Source organism: Anaerobacterium chartisolvens (assembly GCF_003337415.1).
GTDB lineage: Bacteria > Bacillota > Clostridia > Acetivibrionales > DSM-27016 > Anaerobacterium > Anaerobacterium chartisolvens.
Genome location: NZ_QPJT01000023.1, coordinates 38,815 through 61,568 on the forward strand (window position 1 = coordinate 38,815; position 22,754 = coordinate 61,568).

General features: G+C 44.4%; 10 protein-coding genes. All 10 read right to left on the minus strand.

The window, feature by feature from the left end; all coding sequences use genetic code 11:
* Positions 1 to 690: 690 nt before the first annotated feature.
* A complete protein-coding gene (locus DFR58_RS16825) occupies positions 691 to 1,980 on the minus strand; it encodes a glycosyl hydrolase 53 family protein (protein ID WP_242987690.1) in 1,290 nt (429 codons plus the stop codon).
* A 42-nt stretch (positions 1,981 to 2,022) separates the two neighbouring features.
* Positions 2,023 to 5,511: a family 43 glycosylhydrolase gene (locus tag DFR58_RS16830; RefSeq protein WP_114299023.1), complete on the minus strand. Its 3,489-nt coding sequence runs from the start codon at positions 5,509 to 5,511 to the stop codon at positions 2,023 to 2,025.
* Positions 5,512 to 5,742: 231 nt separating this feature from the next.
* Positions 5,743 to 6,507: a hypothetical protein gene (locus tag DFR58_RS16835; RefSeq protein ID WP_242987691.1), complete on the minus strand. Its 765-nt coding sequence runs from the start codon at positions 6,505 to 6,507 to the stop codon at positions 5,743 to 5,745.
* 161 nt (positions 6,508 to 6,668) lie between these two features.
* The gene (locus tag DFR58_RS22225) at positions 6,669 to 6,995 is read right to left on the minus strand and encodes a hypothetical protein (protein WP_114299025.1); all 327 of its coding nucleotides are present in this window, start codon (positions 6,993 to 6,995) and stop codon (positions 6,669 to 6,671) included.
* Positions 6,996 to 7,196: 201 nt separating this feature from the next.
* Positions 7,197 to 7,499, minus strand: coding sequence for an immunity 53 family protein (locus DFR58_RS16845; RefSeq protein ID WP_114299026.1), 303 nt, complete (start codon positions 7,497 to 7,499; stop codon positions 7,197 to 7,199).
* Positions 7,500 to 7,512: 13 nt separating this feature from the next.
* Positions 7,513 to 17,496, minus strand: a complete 9,984-nt coding sequence (locus DFR58_RS16850) for an RHS repeat-associated core domain-containing protein (RefSeq protein WP_114299027.1) — start codon at positions 17,494 to 17,496, stop codon at positions 7,513 to 7,515.
* A 269-nt stretch (positions 17,497 to 17,765) separates the two neighbouring features.
* Positions 17,766 to 18,995 carry a hypothetical protein gene (locus DFR58_RS16855; RefSeq protein ID WP_114299028.1) on the minus strand — a complete coding sequence of 410 codons (1,230 nt, stop codon included), beginning with the start codon at positions 18,993 to 18,995 and terminating at the stop codon, positions 17,766 to 17,768.
* A gap of 273 nt (positions 18,996 to 19,268) precedes the next feature.
* Entirely contained in the window at positions 19,269 to 20,591 is a 1,323-nt protein-coding gene (locus DFR58_RS16860) for a radical SAM/SPASM domain-containing protein (protein ID WP_114299029.1), read from the minus strand.
* Positions 20,588 to 21,967: a radical SAM/SPASM domain-containing protein gene (locus DFR58_RS16865; RefSeq protein ID WP_114299030.1), complete on the minus strand. Its 1,380-nt coding sequence runs from the start codon at positions 21,965 to 21,967 to the stop codon at positions 20,588 to 20,590. The genes DFR58_RS16860 and DFR58_RS16865 overlap by 4 nt, the downstream gene beginning before the upstream one ends.
* 418 nt (positions 21,968 to 22,385) lie before the next feature.
* Complete coding sequence (locus DFR58_RS21945; RefSeq protein WP_170138200.1) at positions 22,386 to 22,526, minus strand: hypothetical protein; 141 nt, start codon at positions 22,524 to 22,526, stop codon at positions 22,386 to 22,388.
* Positions 22,527 to 22,754: the final 228 nt, after the last annotated feature.

The following is a 22,754-nucleotide window of genomic DNA, read 5'->3' on the forward strand; positions in this document are numbered from 1 at the left end:
AAAATGCTGCACATGCTCTTAATGAATGCTTGAAGCTGTGTGAAAACCATAAGCATCTCTTGACCTGCGTACTTATAACCATCTTAAATTTGATTGCAAAACTAAGGATTTATGTCTAAAATCAATAGAATAATTTTACTTATTACCAATTTTTGCTTATATTTTATAAATATTTGTCGATAAATTCAAGAAAATTTTTTAATGTTTAGACATGATTAGAGATAATCCCAGCAAATCAACGATAAACAGAGATATTTATTAAACTGTCTTTTTAATTATTTCCCGGGGGCGTGACAAGGGGACGGGGTTGTCCCGCACGTGACAGAGGGACGGGGTTGTTGACATGCTATATTCTCTGAATAATTCCTCTGGTATGCTCCACTTTTGTTTCTGACTCTTGGTAATATTGGAATAAAATTAAATCTTGCATATATTACTATATATGCAAGATTTTATGTCAATAACCCCATCAGACTGTGTGAAAACCCTAAAATTGTTTGGAAAATTGCAGCTTGCCACCGCTGCGGCATCATGGGGTACGGTTCTTCTGCTTTCCTTTCAGTCCTACGCTGCGCTACGGAAGCATAAGAATCCGTCCCCAAGATTCCTCCGCTGTTTTTCTGCAAGGACAAAGCTTTACAATTTCATTCAAAATAGTTTTCACACAGCCTGCCATCCCCTTGCCACGACCTAATTTAAAAACGCATCTAATGCTATAGTAGGCCTCCCGTTAGAATTCCAGCATCCCTTATTGTAATGGTTGATTCCGGGATAAGCTTGAGGCTCCCAATAGAATACCCCAAGACCCTTATTATTTGATATTGATCTGGTCTTGCTTATCATGTCGGTGATAAATGTCTTGCAGTCTGAAGGATAGTTATATTGCATTCCTATCTCGCAAATCATTACTTCTTTGCCGTATCTGTACACCATGTCGTTCATATTAGTGAGGCACTGAGCCGCAAGCGTTAAGTAGTTATTCGTTTCGGGATATAAAGACATGCCTATAACATCGTATTTTGCACCGTTGGAATTGAGTCCGCCGAACATCCATCTAAACAGGCTGTTGTCATACCCGTTTGATAAATGCACAATGACCTTAGTTTGCGGGCTTACAGCTTTTACGGCATCATAACCGCAATTAACAAGCCATGCAAAATTCCTCATATTACTTGATGCTTTTCCATCCTCCCATAGCATACCGTTATTAGTCTCATTCCCCACCTGTACCCATTCAGGCTCCACTCCGTTATTTTTAAGCCGCGTCATTACATCATATGTATAATCATATGTCCTTTTCATGAGGGCATTAAAATCTAAATTCATCCATTCAGAAGGTTTCGTCTGTTGCCCAGGATCCGCCCAGGAATCGCTGTAATGGAAGTTAATCATAACCCTGAAGCCCATGCTTTTTGCCCGTTTTGCCAGTGCTATGGTTTCGTTGGTGCTGCAATGTCCGTTCCACTTATCCGCTGAAGGGTTAACCCATGTTCTGATTCTCACAGAATCAATCCCATGATCCTTTAAAATCTTTAAGCAGTCCTGCTGCACACCTGCATCATCGTAAAATTTGTAACCGTTAGCCTCCATCTGAGGCAGCCAGCTTATATCAGCACCCTTAGCAAAGGAGCCCGCAGCCGGATGGGTTTGTGCCGGAAATTCATTAATAATACCCAGTATAAAGCTTTTGATCAAAACAATATCCAAGGAGTTTATACTCCCATCCCCGTTTACATCGGCTGCTTGAGCACCATTTGGATTTGGGAAGCCGGATACAATTTCCAATAAATATGCCTTTACCAATGCATAATCCAAAGAATTCACCTGACCGTTTCCATCGGTGTCACCATACACAAATGGGGCTGTATTTGCTGCCGCACGGCTTTTCAAGGGGTGGCCCATACCCCCGCAAATCAGCATTAATATTAAAAGGAATGCCGAAATCAGCCTGTAGCTTTTAAAACCCGGTTTTGAACACATTAAACTCCCTCCCAACCTTGTGTGGGGACATTCCTGTCCCCCCTAATAAGGCAATTGTTCAAGCTGTCCTACCAGATATCTCTTGAGCAATGCAAAATCTATAGAATTTATATCGCCGTCCCTGTTTAAATCTCCGACATACATTTGGTCATTTACCTCAAAGCCTTCAAGCATACCCAGCAGGTATCTCTTGAGCAATGCGGCATCAAGCGAATTGACCTCTCCGTCTCCATTATAATCGCCCACCACTTCACTATTTACAATTTTCGCCTTAGCCTTTACCTGTGACAGTACCTTTCCGTCTGCCAAAGGTGCCCCGAAATTCGGAGTACCGTCGCTGTTCCAGAGTAATTTCTGGACGCGTGTATGCCTTCCTGCATCATAAAGAGGTTCATACCCGCTGCCTATATACCTTTCCTCCTGTCGGGCATGGTATACAAGAATATCCTCGCTGCCGTCCTCCGACACCGTGAAGGTGTTGTGTCCGGGGCCATATTGGCCTGCCTCCGTGCTGAAGGTCATTACCGGATAAGGAGTCTTAACCCATGAGCCGGGATTTAATAAATCGCTTTTGTCCGAAGCTGTCAGAAGCCCAAGGCAATAAAGCGCGTCCGTGCCGCTTGCCGAATAGGAGATGAATATTTTACCGTTTCTCTTAATTACACTTGCCCCCTCGTTCACCTTGTATCCGTGCAGCTCCCAATCGTACTTCGGGGAAGCTATCATGACTGCATTGGTATCAATTGTAAGCGGGTCCTTCATCCTTGCTATATATAGGTTTGAATTGGGATCATTCTGCGCCCACACCATATACCTTATTCCATTATGCTCAAAAACTGTTTCGTCTAAGGAAAAACCGTTGAAAGCCATGTCCTGGGAATTCATTTTCCGCATCATACCCTTGTCCTGCCAGTTTTCCTTTTTCATGGGGTCCAGATTTCCGGGGCACATCAATACATGGGGACGTATCTGCCAGACATCCGAGTCGGATATGGTGGTGGCATAGTAAATGTACCAGTTTCCGTCTATAAAGTGTATTTCCGGCGCCCAGACATGGGGGCTTTTGTTTCCGCCAAGCGGCCTTTTTGTATATATTACCCTTTCCTCTGCCACAGCAAGCCCCTGAATAGTTGCCGCTTTTCTCAGTATGATGCGGTCATACTGGTACATGCCCACATTGTTGTGTCCGTCCGAGCCATCGGTATATGAGGCGGTAAAATAGTAATTACCGTCGGTATGCTTATAAATGCATGGGTCTGCCCTGTTTAATATAAGCGGGTTTTCATACTCATTGTCATATAACCGCCCCTCCACCGTTACGTCCCCCGTGCTTGAATTCATGGAGGGATCAAAGGATTCCCATTTTACATTGACACTACCTGTTGTACCGTTGCTGTAAGCTACCTTCACCTTTGAAGGCAGCTCAGGTGCCTGCCCGGCTTTTCGTGTCACCGTTACATCCTCTGCGCTTATAATTCTCACGGGCTCATTATTGAGGCCGGCCTCCTGCGCGATTTCCGCTTCACTTAACGCGCGATTGTATACCCTTATATTGTCAAAATAACCCTTAAAATACGGATCGGAATAAAAGGATTTGCCCAAATAAGCCATCAGCCCCGTGCCCAGCTCCTGAACTGATATTGATATATTATTGTTTCTGCCCAACATCAGGCCATCCTTATAAATAGCCATGCGGGAAGGGGTTATTACCAGCTTGATGTTCATCCACCTGTTTGCCACAGAAGCGGTGGTAGCTTTGACCTCCTGCTCGTTAGAGTAGGAGCTTGTCGTAATTGCATTTCTGCTTTCGGTATCGCGTGTTCTAAGGAACATATATTTGCTTGTATCCTTCCCCAGCGTAAAGGTGAAGAAATTGCCAGACACCGTTACCGGCTTAATATCCATTGAAACAGTCATGGTATTCCTGCCATCAAAGAAGCCTTGCGGGAAAGCCGCAAAGGAGCCTTCCGTCCCATCTAAGTATAAAACCTGTGAGTTCTTGCCGGCATCCGTCACATAAGCGGCATTTCCACTCAATGTACCTGTGCGGTTGTTGCCTGAAGTATCCAAAATTTTATTTCCCGTTTTTGCTTCATCAAATTTGTATTCAAGGATTGGCTCTGTCTTGGGATCTTCAACAGGCGGTACGGCCTGCCCTCCCCATTTCTGCATAACAGCATTGTATTCCTGCTGTGTGATCCTCATTACCGTTCCGTGGCGAGGCCCGGACGGCAATTTATACTCGGAGGAACTGAGCTTGGTAAACACGCCCGAAGCAAGATCTGTAGAAACCATTGGATAGTAGCCCCCGCCTCCGTAGTTGTCCAGCAGCAGGCACCATTTGCTTTGCCCGTTAAATTTGAAGATTGCCGGACCCTCAACCCCTTTTTGGCTTGCTACACTGCTTGAAGATATCGGTACAAATTCCTTACGCAGCAATTGATCACATTTATCTATAAGGATATTCTTATTTACCTCATCCTTTGAAAATCTGTAATATATTCCCTCATGCTTTATCATTGTTGTGTCTATTACATCCGTCGTTCTGTCAATATATACCTGTGGCTGGGTAAAGGTATAAAAATCCCTTGTCTTTGCTATATATATCCTTTGTTTGGCATAGTTATCCGCGCCTACCCGTGATGCCCAGAACATGACATACTCTCCTGTTCTTTCATCATATACTATTTCAGGAGCCCATGTACATCCGGCGTCATCTCTTGCAACCTTAACCAGCCTTTCTTTGGACCAGTTAACGAGGTCCTCGGACTCCCAGACCACAACCGACCTGCTTCCGGATCTTTGGGCCGCACTCCAGCCCGCACCGTTGGCTATCCTTAAGTCTGTTGCCACCATATAGAATTTGTCTCCCTCGTGAGACCTTATGATAAAAGGGTCACGCACCCCCTTGTCCCCGACGGTTGAAGTAAGCACCGGCTTGCTTTCATTCAGCTCGTCCCAATGAAGCCCGTCCTTGCTTGAAGCAAAATATATCTGCTCGGCGTCAGGCCTGTCGGTACCCTTAAAGTATGTAAAGAAATATCCCTTATAATCTGCTTCACTTATAGGCGCGGGTTTTGCCTTTACGGTAATTAAAATGTCCGACGTGTCTACGGCCGTCCCGCTGGCAAGATGTGCCGTCAGGGTTACGCGGGTATCTGTGTCAGGCCTGCTAACAATCCCGCCGGGTGCATTGTCATAGCCTGAATTCACTATTCCGTTCACATTAACAATATCAGGCCTGTCGCTTGACCATGTTATGGCAACCTTTACCCCATCAACAGTGATTTCTGCGGGTAATGTAATATTTCCTCTTACATCATCTGAATTGCGAATGATAAGCCTTGCTTTAGCCGTCTCAATAATCTGATTCTGTCCATTGGATGAGCCGATAGCCTCCGTGCCTGTGATCTCACTAAGCGTGAGCATCAAATCAGTATCGGCGTTTGTCCTGCTCACGGACATAAATGAAAACAGCCCCGTAATAATTACTGTAGCCAGCAAAAGCGGCAAGATACGATTTTTAACCATTTACTTATCCCTCCAAAGCTTCTTTTTTTAGCTAAGCCTCCAAATCCGAAGCGGGCTTTGCCCATAAATCCCTTAAAAGTAAAATCGGTTAAAATATATGTAAAAGCGTTGAAGAGAGCTTGTATATCTGCAGAAAACAGGGAATAAAGAGGCTGCGCACAAATACATTATTTCATAAATTGGGTCAATTAGTCAATAGTGGAAAAGCGCCAAGGGACTGAGCGTCCCCTACTATACTAAAACAAAAAACATTTTAGGATCGAGAAGCCAGGATTTATCTTGTGCTGAATATTTCCAATAGGTTACTGCATATCCGAGCCTGTCGGCGTGTGACGTTCCTGCTATATCCTGCTGCGCCTCCAGCTTGTAAGGCTGATTTCCGTCAAACCTGACGGGATACAGATGAGGCTGATCGATAACAAATCCTTTTCGAGGCTTAATAAGCTTCCCCTCCCTGTTATAAACCGTCCCCTCATAAGCATCCTTTCTATCGCTTACATCCAGCATAATTGATTGATTAAGCTTTCTGCTTTTAACAAGTACCTTATAATTATCCATATATATAACTTCAAGTTCCAGGCTCTTGGTGAGTGGCATAAGCTGTTCCGGACCAAGTATATAATTTGCGTTATTATTGAGGAATGATATTATATAATAATATGTCAGTGCCCCGCTTCCCCCCACAGGCAGATTTACCATAATTTCATCCACATTTAAGCCGGTGAAGTTCCCAAGAAACAGCCATGGATTAAAAGCCATGCTGTAATTGGGATACAAAGGGATAACATACCACTGTAACGTTCTTCCATCCTGTACTCCTACTTTTATATTTTCATAAAAGGGATTTTCCCCTTTTTCACCCATCAGATAAACCGTATCAGCTATTTTACTTCCATTCACATCTCCGGTTTTTTTATGAAGCATATAGATATTTTGTCTATTGGTGTAATCAGGCATATAGCCAGAATTGATATATGGATTAGAGTAGTTGTTCAATGCACCTACCTCCATAAATATATTTTGATCTAATATATGAAGATAGTATCATTAAGGGACCTTGTTCCCCTTGTCCCCAAGTCGTTTTCTAAGCTAACCGAGCCCATGACAACATAATATTGACACATCATGCCACTTAAGGATAAAATTAAAATATTAACTCAAAGAAAAATCATATATATCAAGGAGGCCAAAATGGAGAATACAGATGTTAACCTATTGCCAGCTTCACCCAAAATATCAAAGCTGTCTATAACCTCGTTCACTGTTGTGATTTTCGGATATCTTTTTATTGCCGTTTCTCTGCTGTTTCGTGAGTCTTTAGTAGCATTGGCAGCTATTTCTCCGCTAATTCTTATAATATCGGTTATTGTATCTTTTGTTCTATCTATTATAGACTTGACACGTAAACACAGGAAGAAGGTTTTTTCTATAATTTCATTGGTTTTAAGCAGTGCATACTTTGCGTTTTCTATTCTAATTTTCATTATACTTACAATAATACAAGGACTTTCTGTCAATCATTAAAGATAAAATGGCATACCATGTGTATGGGGCATCCCTCCAAAAATTGAATAATTTGATGAATGTCTCCTCTGATTTGACATTGGTCTGCCGTCCCCTTGTCCCTAAACAGAAAAAAAGACGGTCATCATAGACAACCGCCTAAACTTGTTTGCTAAATATTTCTACTTTTTCCCTTGGTTTTCTGTAACCCAATCTATAAAAATTTTAAGCATATCTTCCAAATTTTCAGATCCTCCTCTGCCTTTAAAAAAGTTATCTTTTAAACTACAGTGAATCCAGTCGTCGTCTGATTTTTCTATAACCAGTTCCTCAAATATCTTCCCCTCAAGTTCAGTATTTTCTATGTTTATATCAACTCTCCATCCTGGATTATCTATTGTTGCTATGCTAATACGCTTGTCATGTTCCCAATCACCATCACAATATGTACTGTACCATTCACATAACGACTTTAATGTTTCCATGATTTTCATCCTCCTATTTTGGTATTTCATTTGGATTAGGTTTTCTAATACCCCCTGGTGTTGACGGGTCATGCACATGTGGTGAATCAATATCTTCTCCTGTCTTTTTATTATAATGGCTATCTCCTGTACCATCATATCTCTTTACTTTATCAACTCCATTAGGGTTTCTAGGGTTATGCTGATATGTTTCATAGTTAGTAACCTTACCTGTTTTAGGGTCAGTTTTAAATGTACTATGAGCATTCCCCTGTGCTGCTGGGTCAGATTTAAGGCTATTTGCCCCTCTGCCACTTCCACCTTTAGAACCTCCACTACTGGATGCTAAGTTTATCCCATCATTTATAAGGTTTCCGGCACTGTTTATTATGACAGTTCCTCCATAGATAATGGCTCCGGCGCTTGCAACATTTAACGGCACTCCCACAGCCGCGCCTGCCCCGGTGGCATCAAGTGCCACACCTGCGGCCTCCCCTGCCATACCGCCTGCAATTGATCCTCCTCCCGCAAATATTGACCCAATATCGCCAGCAATTTTACCTAATTTGAAAGCGGTAGTATCATACTCAGGACTAATCCCCGTTATTGCCTGCGCACCTCCAAAGAACATATTGTTGTCCCCGGATACTACAGTTCCTAAAGTAAAATCCTTAGCTGCGTTAAGAGTTTTATTATACCAAGTGCCTTGTGTGCCAGATGCTTTCTCAGCCTCCGCCTTCTTAGACACCTTAACAGCTTCCTCCAGTGTCGTAACCTTTGCTTTGCCCTGCACATTGTTCGACGCCTTTGCTGTGGTTGTTGTTGCCGAATTGCCAGTAACTGCTTTAGTTGTAGCTGCTTTGGCAGTAGTAGTCTTTGTCGTGCTGGTATTCGTTGCCGGAGTCGGAGCGGAATACTTATCCACCGCCTTTTGTGCGGCTTGCGTATAGGCCTTCGCCTGGCTGCTGGTCGTAACCTTGGTTGTAGTCTTAATTTGCGTAATTGCCTTGGAGTACGCCGCCGCGTCCTGCCAGCTTGAAAACGCTATATGCCCCGTCGGATCGGTGTACATTATAGGCTCATTATGACAGTATGTATACAGGTTCAGGCTCAACGGGTCGTTCGCCTCTCCCGTATAGGTGTCCTCCTGCATGAACCTTGCCGTTACCGGGTCGTACATCCGGGCGTTTAAGTAATACAGCCCCGTTTCACTGTCATACTGGTAGCCTGCATAGGTTATGATGTTGCTTGCCTCCCCCGTCTGATCCGTTATGTTTCCGAAGGCATCATAGTAGTAGGTGACCGCGATAGTTCCATCGGTTTTCAGCAGCGCGGTTACGTCTCCGTGGCCGTTATACATATACTGGTAGGCCTGTCCGTCCGCCAACCTCTCAATAAGGTTTATCCCGTATATGTTCCTTCCCGTCTGCTCCCCTTCCTCATCGGTTTCCAGCACTACCCTGTCATATTCGTACAGGTATCTGGTCAGGCTGCCGTCAACGGATTTTTCCACCCTCATTCCCTCACCGTTGTAGACGTTCATAGCCGTTATGCCATCCGCCTGTGTTGATACCAGCCTGTTCAGCTCATCATATGTGTTAGTGGCAGCAACCAATCCGTTGACCGTCCTGCTTAGCTGGTTTCCGTTGTTGTCATACCCGTATTCAACGGCCTCCGTAAGCTGGCTGTTAACCTTTGTGACAACTCCTGTCAGCCTGTTAAGGCTGTCATAGGAGTATGTGTCCAGTGTTGTTGTCCCGCTTTGATTTACCGTTTGGGTTAAACGGTTTCCCGAAGCGTCATAGGTATACGCAGTGGTTCTTGAGCCTCCCGGCTCGGTCACCGTCTGAAGCCTGTTCAGTGCGTCATAGGTATAGCTCGTAATGCCTTTTGCCGCACCGTTTATGACCTCATCCTTTGATGTCTGATTCTCTGACGCGTCATAGGTGTATGTATATGCCTCCAATACCGTCCCGTCACTTTTTTTATTTGTCAAGGTCCATAAATGACCGTCGTCATAGTAGGTATAGTCCTCTCTTGAGCCGTCATCATAAACAACGCTTTGCGTGCTTCCATTGTCATAGTAGCTGTATACCGCTGTCCTGCCGTTGGCTGTGACAGTCAACAACCTCCCTGCCCTGTCATAAATATCTTCTCTAATGTTACCCTTGGGATCGGTAGAAATTTCCTTGGTACAGCCTTCATCTACACCCAATATTATATCATAATCATATGTGGTTGTACCGATATTGGGAACCTCCTTGGTCAGCACCCGTCCCAGTTCATCGTATGTTCTAGCGGTTATCCCTGTCCCATCGGTCATGGTGAGCTTATTGCCGTTGCCGTCATAGGTATGGCTTATATTTACCGTGCCTGATGTCTCGGATAACAGGTTGCCGTGTATGTCATACGTATACGTAGTTACGGTGCCGTTCCTGTCCGTCTTTTGGGAAAGCTGTCCTGCGGCATTATATATGTAGCTTTCAGTTCTTGCGGGATCATAGGTATAGCTGCCGGGTGTCCCCGTCCTGCCTCCGTGGTATATTTTTCTTATGAGCTTGTTCCGCACATTGTACTCGAAGGAGGTAATGTTACCCTTTCCGTCCTTCTGAGTTAGCATGTTGCCGTCTAGGTCATATGTATAGCCAGTCGCTTCACTTTTTGCGTTCAGGACAGTCTTAAGCCTGTTAAATTCATCATATGTATATGAGGTAGAATTATTCCTGCCGTCCTTTTTGGAGGAAATATTCCCCACATTGTCATAAGTTTGGCTTGTTGTATGGTTAAGAGGATCTATGGTGGAAAGCAGCCTGTTGCTCCTGTCATATGTGTACTGCGTAGCATTGTTCAATGCGTCATAGGACTTTATCTGTACGCCGTTATGGTTGTACTCAAGCCTCTGTATGACCTTGCCATACGGGTCCCGCTTCTCGATAAGCCTGTCTACAGGGTCGTATACACTGGTGTATGTGTTGCCCCTCCAGTCAGTCTGCGACAGAAGATTGCCATTCTTATCATAATCATATGAGGTAGTCTGTTCCTCTCCCGATACTGTAATGACTGTTGTCTTAAGCCTGTTGAGCGGGTCATATGTGCTTTCCTTTGTCACATTATTGGCGTCTGTCTCAAATCTTTTGTTGCCGTTAAGGTCATATTTGACTTCGGTGGTTATGCTCTGTGTTCCGTCGGAGCTTTTCTGCGTCATGGATGTCTGCCTTCCGTTGCTGTCGTATATATATTCATCAACTCTGTTCATTGAGTCCTGCTGCTTTTTCAGGTTACCCATGCCGTCATACTGGTATTTGACTATATTTGAAGGTATGGTTGAATCCGCCGGATACAATGCCCTACGCAGCTTACCCAGTGAGTTGTACTCAAATGAAGTAATGTTCCCGTTGCCGTCGGTTTGCTTTGTCACATTGCCAGTAAGATCATATTCCGCCTGTCCTGTTACCTGTTCGGGCTCATTGACTGCCTTCCTTACCGTTGTTTTTGTCACATTCCCCGCATCGTCATAGCCGTATCCCGTTATGACTCCATTTACATTAGTCTGCGTCACTTTTCTGCCCATGCCGTCATAATCATATTTTACAGCATACGCATATCCCCTCTGCTTTAACGCGGGGTCAAGCACAGTGGATAGCTGGTTTTCCAGATTGTATGTGTATTCGGTACCGTAGCCGGTATTGATTCTGCTGTCGGCGGTGGCTCCCGTCCCGGCTTCATACCCAAGCGCGTCCAATTCCTTTATTATATTTCCGTTGGCATCATATTTATATGCCCTTGTGATTATGGTCGTCCATTCGTCGGTTGAAGGGTCTTTATAAACATCGGCTCTGGTTTTAAGCCTGCCCATGCTGTCATATGAATATTCCACCCTGTTCATGCCGGAAAGCTCCTTGGACGGGTCATAGTTCTGCGGCGAAACCTCCGCCGTCTTTCTTCCGGCGGTGTCGTAATAGTATGCCGTAATTCCCTGGCCTGCGTCGGTTATCATGTGGAGGAACCCTCGCCCGTTGTAGCGGTTGGAAGCGGTATTGCCATTGGGGTCGGTAACGGTAAGTATATTGCCCTGCCAATCGTAGGAGGTGCTTGTAACCGCCTCCGCATCGCCCCCGTACTCATCCTTGCATGGGCGGCTCACGCCCGTCTGCCTGTCAAGGCTGTCATAGGTATATGTTGTTGTAATTCCGTCCGGCGTTGTGGCTGTTTTAAGGTTGCCGTTGCTGTCGTATGCATAGTACGTGGTAAGGACACTATCCTCCGTGCTTTCAAAGTCATTCCCGTATAAATCGCCCTCTTTTACATGCACCCTCATTTGCACGGGCTTGCCCAGATGATTGTTTACATATTCTGTCGTTGCCGCGCTTGTACTGCTTACATATACGTCCTCTTTTGACAATACTCCGCTGCTGTCATATGCATAATCGGTTCTTCTGCCTGCACTGTCGGTAACGGATTTAAGCGCGCCGTCGCTATAATAGTCATAATCAACAGCCGCAAATGTCACGGGCAGATCATACAAGGCCACAAGCTCCCTGCCTGTCTGTATCTGCTTCTGCCTCCCCGCACTGTCATATGCTATTTTCTTATATGAGTACCTGCCTGTATTAACCGGGATCCATTTCTCCGACAGCCTGTTCATCCCGTCATATCTGTAATATGTCGTGCTGCCTCTCGCGTCGGCGGTTGTGTATACTGTCCCGTTAGAATTGTAATTTGTCGTAATCGTCGTGCCGTCAGAATTCTGCTGTGATACCTGTCTGCCCGCATAATCATAAACAGTGGTGGTTATTGCAGTGCCGGTATCGTTTAAGAATACGGTTTTTACAGTCTGTGTTTTTTTGTTCGACAGTATCGTATAGGCATATTGCTCCAGCAGTATTTCGGGTGAATCGGGTCCGTCGCTGAAGTAAACCTTTAACAATCTGTCCATGACATCGTACTCATAACGGTAAACCGCACCGTTAGGCTTGGTTTCAGTCAGAATATTGCCGTACAGGTCATAGGTGTATGCAACGGTATTGTTTTGGGCATCGGTCACAGTGCGGATCTTCCCGCTGTCATAGTATGTATGCCTTGTCCCGCAGTCACCGTTGTATGCATGGCTGTCAAGGTCGTCAAGGTCAGGGTTATAAATATTGGGTGATATTTCCTTTGTTTTCCTCCCGTTGGAGTCATAGACTGTCCTTTCTGTTTCCCCTCCGTGAAGGGTCTTTTTTTCCATATTTCCGTTTTTGTCATATGTATAGCTTGTGACATATCCCCCCGGAGAGGTTTGGCTGATTACCCTCCCCATTGCGTCATAATCATAAGAAGTGGTACGGCCTTCCGGGTCTGTAACGGTTTTTGTATTGCCATACCGATCATATGTATAAGCCGTTATGCTGTTCTCTGGGTCGGCTTCCGACTTCAGCAGCCCCTTGGCCTCACATCCCATCTGCTGGCTTTCCGAATCGGTGTAATAGGTATAGGTGGTGATAGCAAATTTTGATTCATCGCACCCATCGGCGTATACATCGGTTCCATTAAGCGGCTGGGCTTTTTTCAGCAGCTTTAAATTCCGGTTGTCGTATACGTAGAAGATATACCTGCCCGTTTCATCCTTTTCACTTGTCATGTTGTTATTGCTGTCATACGTATACGTCCTGAAGCTGGCATCGGGATTGGTTATCTTTGTCACATTGCCGCTGCCGTCTATCCCATATTGGGTCTTGTTTCCGTTTCGGTCTGTTACCGACTTTATATCGCCGTATTTGTCTATACCGTTGGAATCGGTGTAATACTCTGTTATGGCCTGCCTGCCTTCCGCGTCCTGTTCTATTGTGATGTTCATGGAGCTGTTGTACCACTTGGCCGTCCGCCTGCTGCTGCTGTCGGTTATGGTAAACTTCCTGTTTGCGTTGTCATACTCATACGTCAGTGTGTTTCCGTAAGCATCTGTTGTAGACCCCACCTTGTCCTTGTTTTGGCTGTCGTCATGAAGGTATGAAACCGATTCCACCAGCTTGCCGCCGTCATCCCTTATTTCAGTAAGAAAGCCCTGTGAATCGTATGAATAGCTTGTGATATGGCCCATAGCGTCTATAGACTTCGTCAGAAGACTGTTTTCATACCGGTAGCTGACTGTAGTGTTCTCCGGCCCGGTTATGGCGTCCAGCAGTCCCTGCCCGTTGTACGACAGAGTAAAGCTCCTTCCGCACTGATCGGTTATTGCCTGTACCTTCCCGGAGCTTCCGTCCACCTGTATGGCAATTGTATTGCCGTCCCTGTCCTTCATCCAGGTCATCCACCCGTTAGCGTTAAAGCCATAGGTATACTGATCCTTTGTAGTGAGTATATACGTCCCGTCGGGCTGGGCGGCTAATGTGCTTCTGGAGCCGTCTGAGGTGAATGTGCCGTCGCTGCCGGTATTAAAGGCTTCTACGCTGCCGTTCGGAAGCCTGACTACCTTAATGGGAATATTATTTTCATAGTCCTTTATGCTGCCCTCAAAGCCAAAGGTCCAGCCCTTGCCAAGCACTGTGCTTTCATTGTTCTTTGAGTTGTATGTCCTGCTCAAGTTCAGCGTAAAGCCGGGTGTATTCAGGCTCATGTCGGTGAAGGTGCGGGAGTAATTGCCAGTTGCTCCATAGGTGCCATCCTGTCCGAAGTACGACGCTACAGTGCATTCGGAGCCCAGATACGGGTATACCTCTACGCCCGCGCTTATACTTCCGGGGCCGTATATCGACCCCCAGTAGTTATAGCTGGCATCTATTGTTATTTGTGAAGGGATTGCGTTATATATGTCAAAGTATTTATTGTTCAGAATCGAATTGCAGATAAGGGTGGGCTGGGTTGTGGTGTTGAAGTGTATTCCCCTATTGTATGACCCGCTCACTTCCGAATTGGCAAGTGATAATTTTCCGTCTACCTTTAATATTGCATCCTCTCCGGGCTGTGGATGCCCTCCATATCTTAGCTTTACATGATTGCCTATAAACTCTCCATTACTGTCTACATTTATACCACGCCAATAGTCATTTTTAATGCCTGTCACTCCAGTTCCTCCATACGCTGGATCTTTACATGAGGTAAATACTATTGGAGTATCAGTTGTACCTACTGCATTCAATTTGCCCTGCACATCTATGAAGGTACCAGAATGAAGGTATTCCATTCCCACAATGACTGCACCTGGCTGTACGGTAAGTGTAATCCCCTTTGGAATAGTAATATATATAATGTAGTACTTATCAGCAATAAGTGTCATGTCTGTCTTTAAATCTCCGTATAAAAATATACCATCAAGTGATGCCTCTCCATAAGCATTATTGATGTATGTGTTATCCTTTATGTATGAAAATATAGATGAGTCCAATCCAGAAATGTCTATCCATATTGCAAATTGGTTACTGTTAAATATATTATTCTCTATACTACAGTTTCCTGTACCGAACTTTTCAATATCTATACCCATTAAACAATTGTTTATATCATTATTTATAATGTTTAAATCCCCCATTACAAATCCATTCACCTGTACGCCATTTGTTATAATATTGTCTTCAAGTAATATATTAGCAGTAGCTGTATTATTTATCATCACTCCGGATAAATTACAGTCCTTGACTAAAGCACTAACTCCAGAACCCAAATATAGATTTCCTTCACAATTAGTAAGTGTTAATTTACCGTATGCCTCTAGTGCCTTATATGAATAATTATGCCCGTAATACCTTAGTCTTATATGCTCCCCGTTAAACTCCCCATTATTACCTACTTTTATATTCCCCCAATAGTCAGCCCCGCTTACTACTCCACTTCCCCCATACTCCGAATCTTTATGTGAGGTAAATACTATTGGAGCATCAGATGTGCCTATTGCATTCAGTTTTCCCTGTACCTCTATGCAGTATCTATAGTTAGTTCCATAAATAATTGTTCCGGGTTGAACTGTAAGTGTGTTTCCTGTTGGAATGATGACATTGTCTGTCAGATAATACTTGCCAGCAGTAAGCGTCAAATCTTTTATAAGAGTCCCATATATACCTATGCCATCGCATGTAATCCCGTTATATATATTATTTGTATATGTATTACCTTGTATACTTGAAAATATAGATGAACTCAGTCCTCCAAGGTGTACATATACCGGATATCCACTGTTGTTTGCAATTATATTATCCTCTATTATGTAGTTTCCTGTACCAAGCCTATAAACACATATGCCATGTCCACTATTGTTGTATATATCATTGTTTTTAATATTTAAATTGCCTATTCCATATTGGTTAATATATATACCCCCGGAACCAGAACCAGTTATAATATTATTTTCAAGCGTTATATTACCAGTAACTGTATTATCTGGTATGCCAGTAGTTGCATCGTCTATGTATACTCCATATGAGTTTAAATTATTTACTGTGCAGCCCTTCATTAAAACATTAGCAGCAGAATTAAAAGATACTCCCTGACCATATGAATTACTTACTTCAGAATCAGCAAGTAATAATTTCCCATATACTACCAACACCGGGCCTGTAGAATACCCTCCATATCTTAACTTTACATAGTCCCCGGTAAACTCTCCGCTACTTCCTACACTTATACCAGACCAATAATCGGTCCCGCTTACCACTCCACTTCCTCCATATTCCGGATCTTTAGATGATGTAAATACTATTGGGTTATCAGATGTTCCTATCGCATTAAGTTTTCCCCGCACGTCTATATAATAGCTATAGCTTGTTGCTTTTACAATTACACCCGGGCTTACCGTCAAAACAGCCCCACTGGCAACAGTCACACTTCCGTTAAGGATATACGGACTGAAATTGCTTTCCCACGTAGTATCAGCAGTTATTGTCCCGCCGCTGATAATTGTACCTGTGGACATTACCAGCGGGTCGCTTGCCTCAGATGTATTTCCTGCACTGTCACGCGCTTTTACAGTAAAGGAGTATATTACATTTTGAGTCAAGCCTGTAGACGTATAGACGGTATCTCCCTCCACAGAGCCTATAAGCTCCTCCCCGTCATAAATATCGTAGCCAGCAACAGGGATACTGCCTTCAGCAGCATCCCATCTCAGAGTCACCGTAGTGTCTGTTTTCTGTATGCACCTCAGATTTACGGGGGACAAAAGAGGTTCCTGTATTTCCTCACTAGAAGTTACCTCAATATCCTGACTTCTGTGTGATATCTTTCCGTCGGTATCAGTAGCCGTAATTGTGTATATATAATAAGTATTAGGTGTTATCCTAAGAGTGTCGGTATACTGTGTGCCGTCAGTATCTCCCACCATGAAGCCATCTCTGTATATCTGGTAACGTGCTATATTCTGTATTTCCGAAGGTGGCTGCCATGCAATTGAAATACCGGAGGAGGAATTTGAGATAACCTGAGCATCTGCTGGAGGAGGAAGTTCCTTTGGGAAATACTCTATATCACCTATTAAATATTTCTTCATGAATAAAAGATCTATAGAATTGATTAAATTATCCCCGTTCAAATCCCCGGCTTTCAGGTAATCAGCTATAGGAAAAACTACTGACTCAGGTTCAATAATGTATTTGCTTATGTATAAATAGTCTATACTGTTTATCCTTCCATCCCCATTCATATCTCCTGCATCAAGCATTATGGTATATACTGCATCAACACAGCCTGAAGCCTCCATCTCCAGAGCCTTGGCATAGGCCTTCACAGTAGTGGTGCCTGCTATGGGTATTGGCTGGCTGAATACCTCCGAGCTTGCACTGGGCTCTGTGCCATCGGTAGTGTATCTTATGTCTGCCCCCGGCGTTTTACATGTTAAGTCAAGTACCTGAATCAATGAATATGTACCTTCCTGAATACTAAACATCGGAGGTGCCGTTCTTGATGGAGATACCTCATCTGCGACTGCTATAGACATGCTGCCTGGCTGCATTGAAATTTTTCCGGTAGCTGCCGTTGCGGGTGTGACGTTCACGAAGCAAGCCATAAAGCATAGAAATAAGGTGAGAATTGTTCCGATTATTTTTTTCATGATACACCTCTTTAGAAATTATTGTAGACATAATCAATTATTTGGTTTTGTAATATATTTTTACATTTAAGTAAAGCTTATCACAAAAAATTACACCTTGCAACACCATATTTCCTATATTATGTCGTAAAATACAAAAAGAAGACAGGCCACAATACCCATCTTCTCTTTATATTTCATAGTCTTAAAAAATACTTCCTTCGTATAAATAATAGACTCTGCTCATTTAACAGCCTGCAAATAGGAAAGGTGCCCGCCTTCCCCTCCCCTTACCTCAAGCTTATACCGTCACCGCAATTTTCAGGCTTATTGGCGTCATTGGGCGTGTCGGAAGGGACTGTGTTCTCTCTGGCATAATCGTAGGCGCTGTTAACGTCCACCGCATCACTCTGGGACACCTTACTGATCCAGCAAAAGGCATATGGATCAAACTTCTGCGCGCCCGCCGATTCCTTCCATGGCAGGCAGGCTGCCGAAAATACAGTGCTTCTTGCCTTGCTGCCTGTCATTGTCGGCTCTGAAAAGCCCCCCGAATGGCACTGCTCCATCATTACAACCATAGTGTCAAACTCCGGGAAGGTTTTAAGAATGTCCGCATACTCGGCACAATCAAATTCCGGTATATCAGGCTGGCTTCCGTTTTGCGGCGGGGGGCTGTCAAACATGCACATAAGGCTGGACAGTCCCGCTTCCCCCTCCACTTTCGGCCCGTCCCCGTGGCCGTTGGTGTGTATCAAAAGCAGGTCGTCCCCAGAAAGCTTGGTGCTGTATCCTTTCAAGGCAGCCGCCAAAGCAGGCTTTGAGCCCTTCCCGTTTACCACCAACTGGTAAGGAGTATTGTCTCCCGGCCAAATCCCCTTGGGGTATACGGGATCATTCGGGTCAACGAAATAATCCAGAGTTCCAAGACAGCTTAGCACAGTGATATTCTCAGGATTAAACTGATATACATGTATTAATGTCCTGTACAGGTATTCAAGGTCGTTCAGATGCCTGTAGTAGGTCAGCCCGGAAAACAATATGGCATACCTCTCTCCGGTTTTTTTGCTCAACACGCCGTCTAAGCCGTCAATGGGCTTCAGCTTTATATTGCCGTAAGGCATGTCCGGCCGCTGTACCAAATCGCCCACAGCCTCGTATTGCTCGCTGCTCAGAATAAAGGATACCGGCGGCATCCGGGCAGGTATTGTCTGAATATGCTCTCCCGTATCCCCGTTATACATATGGTATTCGCACTCATGCGCCCAGTTTAAATGCGGCTCCTTATCTACAAATACAATTGCCTGATTTATGTCGGAAAACGAATTGTTAAGAGCTATGTCGTTTTTCAAATGCCCAAGCTCGGTATCGTCTGTCAGCACTTTTTTATGTAAATAAAAATTATGCCTGTTAAGGCCGACGGTTCCCTTATGTATGTCGCTTTTGCCGTCGCCGACGGATTTCTGGCGTAAAATAGCCTTGGCTATTATGTCCTTTACCCTGCTATCCATATCCCTCATAATCAGCAGCCACCTCTTTCAAATTAAATTTTCATCTCAGCTAAACTCCTATATAAATTAGGATGCAAACTATCTAAAAAGGATGTAAAATAATTTCCGGAAGGATAATTTCCCCGGAATACGTGACCGCGCTACAATTTAGGCTAACTAAAGTCACAAGCGTCTTCTACACGTATACATGCTTCTGTAGTTAGAGTAGAAATTATTCTGGAGGATATTATTTTACATCCTCCGTTATCCGATATGCAAAAGCCTAATTTATATAGGTTGCTTCTATACACTGGCCCACAGGCTTTCTATATAAATCTTTTTGAGCAGAGCGCAGTTTGGAGGAAGACTGTCCAGCTTTCCGTCGTGATAGAAGGAAATTGCCTTGCAGCCGCCGACACACATGTATCTCACCGGGCACGTATTGCAGCCGCAGGTCATGGTATCGACTCCGATAAAATCAAACCTCTGGCAGCCAAGCCGGAGGAGCTGTTCAAGCGGGTCTTGTTGTATATTTCCAAGATAAAACGCGGGATCAAGCAGAAGCCTGCAAGGAGACACCGACCCGTCAGGGTGGATGGAAAGCTGCCCGCAGCCCATTCCGCAATGTACCCGGCGTATACCCGGTTTGGGTGTTATGCCGCCCTCATCCGAATCCGGAGAATGACCGGCAACGCAATCTATGGCCTCCATAATTTCTTCGGGCTTTACCTCCAGCCAGCCGGAGTTGCTCCGGGCCCTCTTGCCCGCCTCAAAAAAGAAGGACGTTCCATAGACTATGCCATGCTGCCTGCAAAATTCCTTCATCCTCCAGGTACTTTTCATGTTTATACTGGTGATTGTTGATGTAATCCCCACGTCTATTCCCGCCTCAAGCATACTTAAGACTGCCGGCAATGCTTTCTCAAGGCTTCCGTGCCCCCGTGTACGCCTGTTTTCCTCAGGGATAAGGCTGTCTATGCTCACCTGAACCTTCAGGCCGGGAACCTTGGACAGGTATTCCGTTATGCACTTATCAACCAGCGTACCATTTGTAATAAGCCTTATCTTTAGATTATTGCGGGATATTCCGTCAATAATTTCCATAATATCGTCACGCAGCAGAGGCTCTCCCCCTGAAACGGAAACGGTGGCATTGGGATTAATTTCCGCAGCTTCAGAGGCCAAGTCAATCCATTCCTTGGCGGTAAGCTCCCGGCAACGCTCATCATGCCGGGCGGGTGTGCTGTCGTTAAAGCAAAAGGGACATGTCAAATTACATCTCCGCGTCACATAAAAATGGATGCTGCTGCATCGGTTGACGGGGCTGTTTTTACCCGAAGCAAAAAAATTTATGCCGACCAACGCTTCGGCCAGCCGGACAAGGTCATCGCACAGCAGCCCTTCATTATCCTGAAGCAAAATGCCATGAATGTCACTTATGGAACGCTTGCCGTCACAAAGCCTTAAAAAGTCGGCGTGAATCCGGCAGCCTATAAACCACCATGGCCCACGGGGATTGAGGATTAAAAAATCATCCCCCCTCTTTTCGGTATACAGCTCCCAAAGCGCAGGAAGCACCGTCTGATGAGATATATCGCTTTTGATATCGGTAACGTTGGACTTCATTCTCTGCCATCCTCTTTTCCAGAGTCTTTCAAGTAATCCGGCCCCATCATATAAACCCAGAGGGCGCTTATATAGCTTTGCTTATGCTGATCGCAATACTTGGCGCGAGCGTTTATCTCTCCGAAATTATTGTATGTATTTGCCCTGCAGCCCCCCGTGCAAAAATATCTTACGGGACATTTGCTCTCGGTGCAATAGGAAATGTTGTCCACCTCACAATAGCCATAGCGGTATTCTCCCTCGGCAATCAATTGCTGAATGCTGGAGGTTTTAATATTTCCGATGAGAAACTGCGGCTTGTTGAGGTGACTGCATGGAAACACAGAGCCGTCGGGGCTGATATCCATCTGCCCATACCCCATTCCGCAGCCGTACCGGCGCACTCCCGGCACTACAGGATGCCCCATCGTAGTATCCGGCTTGAAATCCTCCAGAGCATATGTACACGCATCAAAGTATTGCTCCGAGGTCAGTCCCAGCCAGTCGTTATTCGATTTGGACAAATCGCCCGACAGAGTGAATATGGAGGAGCGGAAGCCATAGCCGTTTTTGATGCAATAATCCCGGAAGCCGCGGATATTGTCAATGTTGATGCTGGTTACCGTTGAAGAGATGACAAAGTCAATTCCGGCCGCCTTGAGCTTCCGAACGGTATCCATTGATTTATCCAGGCTCCCCTTTTCGCGGGTTTTGTCATTCAGCTCGGGGATCATACTGTCTATGCTGACCTGAATACTGAATTTTTTAACTCTGGAAAGCCTCTCAATAATTTCATCCGTAAAAAGCGTTCCATTGGTTATAAGCTTAACCTCCACATTATGCCTCTGTGCAATATTTTCAATAATTGATACCGCATCCGGCCGGATTAAGGGTTCGCCCCCGGAAATCATAATTTTTGCCTTGGGGTTGATTTCGGCAATCCTGCCCGCCAGCTCAATCCATGTCTCTGAATCCAATTCATCCTCATATGTCTCGTCCTTTACGGCAACACTGTCGTAATAGCAATACGGGCACCTAAGATTACACCGCCTTGTGATATTAAAAAATATAACACTTAAAGGACGCATTTCCCTCTTTTCAGTGGGAGTAAAAATCTTAGCCCTTTGAAGCGACTGTGCCAGCAAAACCATATGCTCATCGGTTAAGCCGTCATAATCGGATAAGCGCTCCCGTATTTCCCCCAATGAACGCTTGCCGTCGCAAAGTGCCGCAAAATCGGCATGAAGCTTGGAGCCTACAAACCACCAGGGTCCCAGAGGATTGAGCACAAGATAATGCCCTTTGCGCTCATCAATAAAAATTTCCGGTATCTGAGGGAGAACGCTGTCACTGGTTAGATCCAGCTCTTTTGTCGTTAACATAGAAACATTTTCCATTATAAGGCACTCCTTTATCTGTTTCAAAAGTGTATATATATAGCGATAAAGATTTTACATGGAGGATATAACTTGATAGAAGAAATTTTTTTGACCCATAAGGAATACATCTAAGAAAAGTGCCTGATGACAGACCCGGGAGACGTTTCCCCACAAGGCATCTTTTCGTTGTTATTAAAAATTTCTGTAAGCAATTATATCCTCTATGTTTGTAAAATCTTTATCGCATCCTATATAGTAAAAAAGGACAAGCAAAGTCTAATGCTCGAATGAAAAAAGCAAAAGTCGTTCTTGCTCTTTATCAAAATATTCATAATTTTAGCGGGTATTGGCGAATTTTTCATAAAGCCAATAGCAATATCGGCGGGTAACGGGCCAGATTCCTTTTTAGGATTCCGGCCCCTCCGTAAAGCAGATGTTATGGGTCAACCTTTACGATTATTCCCAAAACACAGCCGCAACCGCAGCCGTTGGAGGCGTTTGCTGTTTCCTTCTTTAATTCCTCAAATACTTCCTTAGGAATTTTGATTTCAGAGATAGCCTTGCTTGTATCAGCCATTTGTCTCAACTCCTTTCATATAAATGTAATATTTTCTGTTTGCTTACACATTATATCATTTTAAATTTTACATGTAAATACTTTTCTCGCATTTTTGTCATTAAAAATGAATATTTTTTTGACAGAGGAAACGTTCACTGTGAACATCGGAGCTTTTTATATATTCTCCCGTGCTAGAAATGTGGTTGTTGTTTCGCATATTATGGCTTAATCCTTTGAACACATTAC

Excerpts from the sequence above, each read along its gene's own strand:
- DFR58_RS16860 (WP_114299029.1), bottom strand. The coding sequence starts at position 20,591 with ATGAAGTCCAACGTTACCGATATCAAAAGCGATATATCTCATCAGACG.
- DFR58_RS16855 (WP_114299028.1), bottom strand. The coding sequence starts at position 18,995 with ATGAGGGATATGGATAGCAGGGTAAAGGACATAATAGCCAAGGCTATT.
- DFR58_RS16845 (WP_114299026.1), bottom strand. The coding sequence starts at position 7,499 with ATGGAAACATTAAAGTCGTTATGTGAATGGTACAGTACATATTGTGAT.
- DFR58_RS16825 (WP_242987690.1), bottom strand. The coding sequence starts at position 1,980 with ATGTGTTCAAAACCGGGTTTTAAAAGCTACAGGCTGATTTCGGCATTC.
- DFR58_RS16830 (WP_114299023.1), bottom strand. The coding sequence starts at position 5,511 with ATGGTTAAAAATCGTATCTTGCCGCTTTTGCTGGCTACAGTAATTATT.
- DFR58_RS16850 (WP_114299027.1), bottom strand. The coding sequence starts at position 17,496 with ATGAAAAAAATAATCGGAACAATTCTCACCTTATTTCTATGCTTTATG.
- DFR58_RS16865 (WP_114299030.1), bottom strand. The coding sequence starts at position 21,967 with ATGGAAAATGTTTCTATGTTAACGACAAAAGAGCTGGATCTAACCAGT.
- DFR58_RS22225 (WP_114299025.1), bottom strand. The coding sequence starts at position 6,995 with ATGAAAATTAGAATAGAAAACGCAAAGTATGCACTGCTTAAAACCAAT.
- DFR58_RS21945 (WP_170138200.1), bottom strand. The coding sequence starts at position 22,526 with ATGGCTGATACAAGCAAGGCTATCTCTGAAATCAAAATTCCTAAGGAA.